Raw genomic sequence first — 6,619 nt, forward strand, 5'->3', positions numbered from 1 at the left:
TTGGCGAGCTCGGTCTTACCGACACCGGTGGGGCCGGCGAAGATGAACGAACCACCCGGACGCTTCGGGTCCTTCAGGCCTGCACGGGTACGGCGGATCGCCTGGGACAGGGACTTGATGGCCTCGTCCTGGCCGACAACGCGCTTGTGCAGCTCGTCTTCCATCTTCAGCAGTCGCGAGGACTCCTCCTCGGTCAGCTTGAACACCGGGATGCCCGTGGAGTTCGCCAGCACTTCCGCGATCAGGTCTTCATCAACTTCGGAGATGTCGTCCATGCCGCCGGTCTTCCACTGGCGTTCCTTCTCGGCACGCTCGGCAATGAGCTTCTGCTCCTTGTCGCGCAGCGAGGCGGCGCCTTCGAAGTCCTGCGCGTCAATCGCGGATTCCTTCTCCAGCTTCATGGCGGCGATCTTCTCGTCCATGATTTTCAGCTCCGGCGGGGCAGTCATCCGGCGGATGCGCAGCCGTGCGCCGGCCTCATCGATCAGGTCGATCGCCTTGTCCGGCAGGAAACGGTCCGAGATGTAGCGCTCGGACAGGCTCGCCGCCGAGGCGAGGGCGCCGTCGGTGATGGTGACGCGGTGGTGTGCCTCGTACCGGTCGCGGAGGCCCTTGAGGATCTCGATCGCGTGAGCGACGGAGGGCTCCTTGACCTGGATCGGCTGGAAACGGCGCTCCAGCGCGGCATCCTTCTCGATGTGTTTGCGGTACTCGTCCAGCGTGGTGGCACCGATGGTCTGGAGCTCACCGCGGGCCAGCATGGGCTTCAGAATCGAGGCCGCATCGATGGCGCCCTCGGCGGCACCGGCACCGACCAGGGTGTGGATTTCATCAATGAACAGGATGATGTCGCCGCGGGTGCGGATCTCCTTGAGGACCTTCTTGAGGCGCTCTTCGAAGTCACCGCGGTAGCGTGAACCGGCGACGAGGGACCCAAGGTCCAGCGTGTACAGCTGCTTGTCCTTGATGGTCTCCGGAACGTCGCCGCGGACAATCGCCTGGGCCAGACCCTCGACGACGGCGGTCTTGCCGACGCCGGGCTCGCCGATCAGGACGGGGTTGTTCTTGGTACGGCGGGAAAGGACCTGCATGACGCGTTCCATCTCGGATTCGCGCCCGATGACAGGGTCAAGCTTGTTTTCCCGGGCAGCCTGGGTCAGGTTTCGGCCGAACTGGTCCAGGACGACGGAACCCGCAGGGGTGCCTTCGGCCTGGCCTGGGCCAGCGCCCGCACCGGTGGTTTCCTTGCCCTGGTAGCCCGAGAGCAGCTGGATGACCTGCTGGCGTACCCGGTTCAGGTCCGCACCGAGCTTGACCAGCACCTGGGCGGCAACGCCTTCACCCTCGCGGATGAGACCGAGCAGGATGTGCTCGGTGCCGATGTAGTTGTGTCCCAGCTGCAGCGCCTCGCGGAGCGAGAGTTCCAAGACCTTCTTGGCGCGCGGGGTGAAGGGGATGTGTCCGGACGGGGCTTGCTGGCCCTGCCCGATGATCTCCTGCACCTGCTCGCGGACGCCGTCGAGCGAAATGCTCAAGGACTCAAGGGCTTTGGCAGCAACACCTTCACCTTCATGGATCAAACCCAAGAGGATGTGTTCGGTACCAATGTAATTGTGGTTCAGCATGCGTGCCTCTTCTTGGGCAAGCACAACTACGCGACGGGCACGGTCCGTAAATCGCTCAAACATTTCGCCACACTCCTAGCTACGACGTACTTTGATGCTACGTGGCCGGGTTCAAGAATTGGGGCTTGTTCGCCACAGGGGAAACCGGGACGACGCAGCCGCGTCACATCAGGGCGCGAACGCGGCCCGGCCGGGGCCCTGCAGGGGCGGCCGGTGGGCACGGCACGACCCTGCCGACGGGTCCGGGACGGGCGGCCCGCCGGGCCGGGACTACACGGGGCCCTGCCGGGACTACACGGGGCCCTGCAGCGCCGCGGGCGCCGGGGCCGTGCACGACAAAGCCCCCGCCGAAAAGCAGGGGCTTTGTGATAGGTAATGCGCCCTGGCGCATAAGGCGCCGCAGGATACCTGGCTTGACGGCTAGGAATTCGCCTTTTGGTAGGCTTCCTGAATTTCAGCTTGGATGCGGCCGCGGCTGTTTACTGCATAGCCGTTATCGCGTGCCCACTGCCGGATCTGTGCTGAGTCCTGGTTCCGGCCGGATGAAATTTTGGTGCGGGTTGCGCGGCCGCTTGAGGTCTTGCGCGCGTGCGCCACAAAACGCTCAACTGCAGAGCGCAGCTGCGCGGCATTGTCCGCCGACAGGTCGATTTCGTAACTGACGCCGTCCAGGCCAAACCGGACGGTTTCGTCCGCGGATCCCCCATCCAGATCATCAACAAGGATGATTTTTACTTTCTGTGCCATTAAAGACTCTCTTTCCAAAAGGATGAGTATTTAGGAAAAGCAGGATCTATCTGCTTAAAAGTATCCTCTGCTTAATGGCAACGAGTCAAAGCCAAATAGATTTTCCAAGGAAAACCCAAGGTTGAATAGCCCGCTATTAGTTCAGGCCCTTGGAATGGCCGTCGTTACGGCGGGTATCGGGCGCCTGGGCATTTCCCTCGGCTTCCGCTTGGGCACGCGCTTCGGCCTGGCGCTCGGATTTGTCGGCATTGAAAATGGATTTCATGGCGAACCAGAAAATCAGGCCGACCACCACGGAGGGAAGCAATACGGCGATGTACTCCATGGTCAGTGTCCTTCGGGCTTGAGCAGCGGGAACAGAATGGTCTCGCGGATACCGGCGCCGGTGAAGAGCATGACCAGCCGGTCGATGCCCAGGCCGATCCCGCCCATGGGCGGGGCGCCGTACTCCAAAGCGCGGAGGAAATCCTCGTCCAGCTGCATGGCCTCCACGTCGCCGGCGGCGGAGCGGCGCGACTGCTCGGTGAGCCGCTCGCGCTGGATCACCGGATCAATCAGCTCGGAGAAGGCCGTGCCCCGCTCCATGCCGCCGATGATGAGGTCCCACGCCTCGATGAGGCGGTCGTCCTCGCGGTGCTGGCGGGCCAGCGGCTGGGCCGACGGCGGGTAGTCATACACAAACGTCGGGTTCAACAGCGTCGGCTCGACCAGTTCGCCGAAGAGTTCCACCACCAGCTTCTCGGCATCCCAGTTGGCGTCGACCTTGACCTCATGCTTGGCGGCGAGCGCCAGCAGTTGAGACGCCGGGGTCTCCGGGGTGATTTCCTGGCCCACGGTTTCGGAGAGTCCCGGGTAGACCGCCATCCAGGCCCAGTCGCCGTCGAGGTTGATCTCCCCGGCCTCGGTCTGCAGGACCCGGCCCACGCCGGCGGCGTCGGCGGCGTCGAGGATCAGCTCCTTGATGCGGTCCGCCATGACGAACTGGTCGGCCCACGCCTCATAGCTTTCCAGGGTGGTGAATTCCGGGCTGTGGGTGGAGTCCACCCCTTCATTGCGGAAGACGCGGCCCATGTCGTAGACACGGTCGATTCCGCCGACGACGGTTCGCTTGAGGTACAGCTCGGTGGCGATGCGCAGGGTCATTTTCTGGTCGAATGCGTTCATGTGCGTTTCGAAGGGTCGAGCCGTGGCGCCACCGTGGACCAGCTGCAGCATCGGCGTTTCCACCTCGACGTAGCCCTGGCGGTGCAGGGTCTCGCGGATGGATCGTGTGATCGCGGCACGGGTGTAGACCATTTCGCGGGCTTCGTCCCGGACGATGAGGTCCACGTAGCGCTGGCGGACGCGGGTTTCCTCGTTGAGCTCGGCGTGCAGCACCGGCAGCGGGCGCAGGGCTTTGGAGGCCATGGACCAGGACCCGGCCATGACGGAGAGCTCGCCGCGCCGCGAGGAAATGACCTCGCCCTTGACGAAAACGTGGTCGCCGAGGTCTACGAGGCCCTTCCAGTCGGCGAGCGCATCCTCGCCGATGTTGGCCAGGCTCAGCATGACCTGCAGCCGGACGGCCTTGCCGTCAACGCCGCCCTCCTGGAGCGTGGCGAAGCAGAGCTTGCCGGTGTTGCGGATGAAGACGATGCGGCCGGTCACACCGACGACGTCGCCGGTGGTTTCGTCGGCCTCGAGATGCGCATACTTCTCACGGATTTCACTCAGTGAATGTGTGCGTTCAACACCCACCGGATACGCCTCGATGCCGCGCTCGATCAGCTTGGCGCGCTTCTCCATGCGGATGCGCGTCTGCTCGCTGGCGTCGTGGGAGTCGGCGGCGGTGTTCGGGGCGGAGGTGTTTTGGGAAGTCACAATCCCCAAGTTTACCGGGGTTTCTGCCCATTCAGGTCCCGCACAGGTATGGCCCGTTGCGGAATAGACTCAGGGCTGTGGAGACGCGGACCATCAGCACCGACGACGGCGGAGGACACCTCGAGCTGCATTCCTTCCGTCCGGCGGAGAGGCCCGCGCAGGGGAACGCGCCGGGGCAGGGAATCGTCGTCGTCCACGGCACCCTTGTCACCGATGCCCTGTACCGCCCCTTCGCGCGGAAGATCGGCCGCCTGCTGGGCCGTCCGGTGCATTGCTACAACCGACGCGGACGCGCCGGGTCCTCCTCCCAGCCGCCCGGTTACTCGGCGGCCACCGAGGTCAGCGATCTGGCGGCCGTGTTGCGGGGCAACTCGACGAGGCGTGGGCGCACCTGATCCAGGGCCTTGAGACGGCCGGGCCGGTCTCCAAGCTTCCGCTGGGCGCGCTGCGGATGCTTAGCATCCTCTCCGCCCGGACAAGCACAGGCGCCGAGATGCGCGAACTGCTGCCCACCGCCGTCCTGGAGATGCGGGCGGTGCTGGACGCCGATGCCGAACTGGCGGACTTCGCGTCAGTGACTACCCCCACACTGATGCTGAGCGGCGGCTGGAGCCCGGACTACTTCGCCGAGGTCGGCCGCCAGCTCGCCGCCGCCGTCCCCTCGATTGAATTTGGCGTGCTGCCCGGCCAGCTCCACGAAAGCCCGCTGCGTCCCGGAATCCGGCTGCCCCGGGCGGCCGCCCGTTTCCTGCTGGCCGGCGAAGGGACCCTGCGGCCCCTCCCGGCGCGCAGGCCCCGGCTCAAGCTGGGCCGCTGAGGGGCGCGCCCTTACAATCGGTGGGCGACCCTTTCGAAAGGACCCCTTTGGCCAAGCTCTACTTCCGCTACGGTGCGATGAACTCCGGCAAGTCAACGGGCCTGCTGCAGGCCGCCTTCAACTACGAGGAACGCGGCCAGCGGGTCCTGCTGGCCAAGCCGGATGTTGACACCAAGGGCGACTCCGACGTCGTGTCCCGCCTGGGCATGACCCGTTCGGTAGACTTCCTGATCCCGGCCGGGGCATCCGCCCGGGAGCTGTTCACCGCCCACGCCCACGGAGACGATCCGGACGCCCTGCTGGAGCATGTGGACACTCAGCCGGTCGCCTGCCTGCTGGTGGACGAGGCCCAGTTCCTGGAACCGGGCCAGGTGGATGACCTGTTCCGTATCGCGGTCCTGGACAACGTTCCGGTGCTGGCATACGGCATCCGCACGGACTTCCGCACCCGGGCGTTCCCGGGTTCGCTGCGGCTGCTGGAAATCGCGCACACCCTTGAGGAACTCAAGACCATCTGCCGCTGCGGCCGCAAGGCCATCTTCAACACCCGCCGGGCCGGCGACCAGGTGGTCTTCGACGGCGACCAGGTCGCGATCGACGGCCAGGACGTCTGGTACGAATCGCTCTGCGGCTCCTGCTACCTTGAGGTCTCCGGCGGGCGGCTGGGGAACTAGCCGGCCACCGCCGGGGAACCCTACTACGCCGTAGCTGCAGCCTCGGCTAGGCTCGGAGCATGACCCGCGAGAACATCAGGACCCCCGACGGTGGCACGATCGAGCTTTTCAGCACGGGTGCCGAGCTTGCCTCCGCGGGCTCCGGCGTCGTCGTCGTGGCGGCCTCAATGGTGACCGCCTCCGACTACACGCGTTTCGCCCAGAAGCTCAGCGCGTCCCTGGGCCGGCCGGTGCACACCTTCAACCGGCGCGGCCGCGGTTCCTCCTCGCCGCAGCCGGAGGACTACACCCTCGATGTGGACATCAAAGACCTCGACGCGGTGATGAAGCACACCTCCAGCACAGACGTCTTCGGGCACAGCTTCGGCGGCGCGGTGGCACTGCACGCCGCCCGCACCCTGCCGGTGGAACGCCTCGCCGTGTACGACCCGGCCGTCTCGGTGAACCACAGCGTCACCGCTGACTGGACCACCGAGTATGAGAAGGCGACGGCGGCCGGCGACGACGACCGCGCTCTCGCCGTGCTGCTCAGGGGCCTGGAGACCGGCAGCGCCCTGTCCCGGATGCCGCTGTCCATGCTGACCCTGGCCAACAAACTGGCCGCCGGCACCCCAATCGGTAAACAGATGCGCGAGCTGATGAAGACCGGGGTCCGGGAGATCAAGGCCATCATCGCCGCCGACATGCCGGCGGAGCCCTTCCTGGAACTGCCGCTGGAAACGCTGATCATCGTGGGCGAGAAGAGCCCGGCGTACTTCGGTGTGGCCTGCGCCCAGATCCACGAGGTGCTCTCCGGCTCCAGCTACACGATCCTGCCCGGCATGGGTCACGACGGCGTCAACAAGGCACCGGACAAGCTCATCTCCGCGCTCAGCGAATTCTTCGCCAGCTAACCC

8 protein-coding genes are annotated in these 6,619 nt (G+C 65.5%); 4 read left to right on the forward strand and 4 right to left on the reverse strand.

The window, feature by feature from the left end:
* The 4 genes from BJQ90_RS04745 to lysS form a co-directional block, all read right to left on the reverse strand.
* On the reverse strand, nt 1–1,688 hold a 1,688-nt coding region (locus BJQ90_RS04745), incomplete at its 3' end, for an ATP-dependent Clp protease ATP-binding subunit (protein WP_226759156.1).
* Between the two features lie 357 nt (nt 1,689–2,045).
* Nucleotides 2,046–2,372 (reverse strand): histone-like nucleoid-structuring protein Lsr2, encoded by a 327-nt coding sequence (locus tag BJQ90_RS04750; protein WP_226759157.1) that lies wholly within the window; start codon nt 2,370–2,372, stop codon nt 2,046–2,048.
* 136 nt (nt 2,373–2,508) lie between these two features.
* On the reverse strand, nt 2,509–2,697 hold the full coding sequence (locus BJQ90_RS04755; RefSeq protein WP_226759158.1) for a hypothetical protein: 189 nt from the start codon (nt 2,695–2,697) through the stop codon (nt 2,509–2,511).
* 2 nt (nt 2,698–2,699) lie between these two features.
* Nucleotides 2,700–4,232 (reverse strand): lysine--tRNA ligase, encoded by a 1,533-nt coding sequence (gene lysS / locus BJQ90_RS04760; RefSeq protein ID WP_226759159.1) that lies wholly within the window; start codon nt 4,230–4,232, stop codon nt 2,700–2,702.
* A 77-nt stretch (nt 4,233–4,309) separates the two neighbouring features.
* Between lysS and BJQ90_RS04765 the strand changes: the two genes are divergently transcribed.
* Genes BJQ90_RS04765 through BJQ90_RS04780 form a run of 4 tightly spaced genes read left to right on the forward strand, consistent with a single transcriptional unit; the run spans nt 4,310 to nt 6,616 of the window.
* On the forward strand, nt 4,310–4,627 hold the full coding sequence (locus BJQ90_RS04765; RefSeq protein WP_226759160.1) for an alpha/beta fold hydrolase: 318 nt from the start codon (nt 4,310–4,312) through the stop codon (nt 4,625–4,627).
* A 56-nt stretch (nt 4,628–4,683) separates the two neighbouring features.
* Nucleotides 4,684–5,049: a hypothetical protein gene (locus BJQ90_RS04770; RefSeq protein ID WP_226759161.1), complete on the forward strand. Its 366-nt coding sequence runs from the start codon at nt 4,684–4,686 to the stop codon at nt 5,047–5,049.
* Nucleotides 5,050–5,096: 47 nt separating this feature from the next.
* Nucleotides 5,097–5,723: a thymidine kinase gene (locus tag BJQ90_RS04775; RefSeq protein ID WP_226759162.1), complete on the forward strand. Its 627-nt coding sequence runs from the start codon at nt 5,097–5,099 to the stop codon at nt 5,721–5,723.
* A 59-nt stretch (nt 5,724–5,782) separates the two neighbouring features.
* Complete coding sequence (locus BJQ90_RS04780) at nt 5,783–6,616, forward strand: alpha/beta fold hydrolase (RefSeq protein ID WP_226759163.1); 834 nt, start codon at nt 5,783–5,785, stop codon at nt 6,614–6,616.
* Nucleotides 6,617–6,619: the final 3 nt, after the last annotated feature.

It is taken from the genome of Arthrobacter sp. SO3 (assembly GCF_020532825.1).
Classification (GTDB): domain Bacteria; phylum Actinomycetota; class Actinomycetes; order Actinomycetales; family Micrococcaceae; genus Arthrobacter.

Excerpts from the sequence above, each read along its gene's own strand:
- BJQ90_RS04755 (WP_226759158.1), bottom strand. The coding sequence starts at position 2,697 with ATGGAGTACATCGCCGTATTGCTTCCCTCCGTGGTGGTCGGCCTGATT.
- BJQ90_RS04780 (WP_226759163.1), top strand. The coding sequence starts at position 5,783 with ATGACCCGCGAGAACATCAGGACCCCCGACGGTGGCACGATCGAGCTT.
- BJQ90_RS04750 (WP_226759157.1), bottom strand. The coding sequence starts at position 2,372 with ATGGCACAGAAAGTAAAAATCATCCTTGTTGATGATCTGGATGGGGGA.
- BJQ90_RS04770 (WP_226759161.1), top strand. The coding sequence starts at position 4,684 with ATGCTTAGCATCCTCTCCGCCCGGACAAGCACAGGCGCCGAGATGCGC.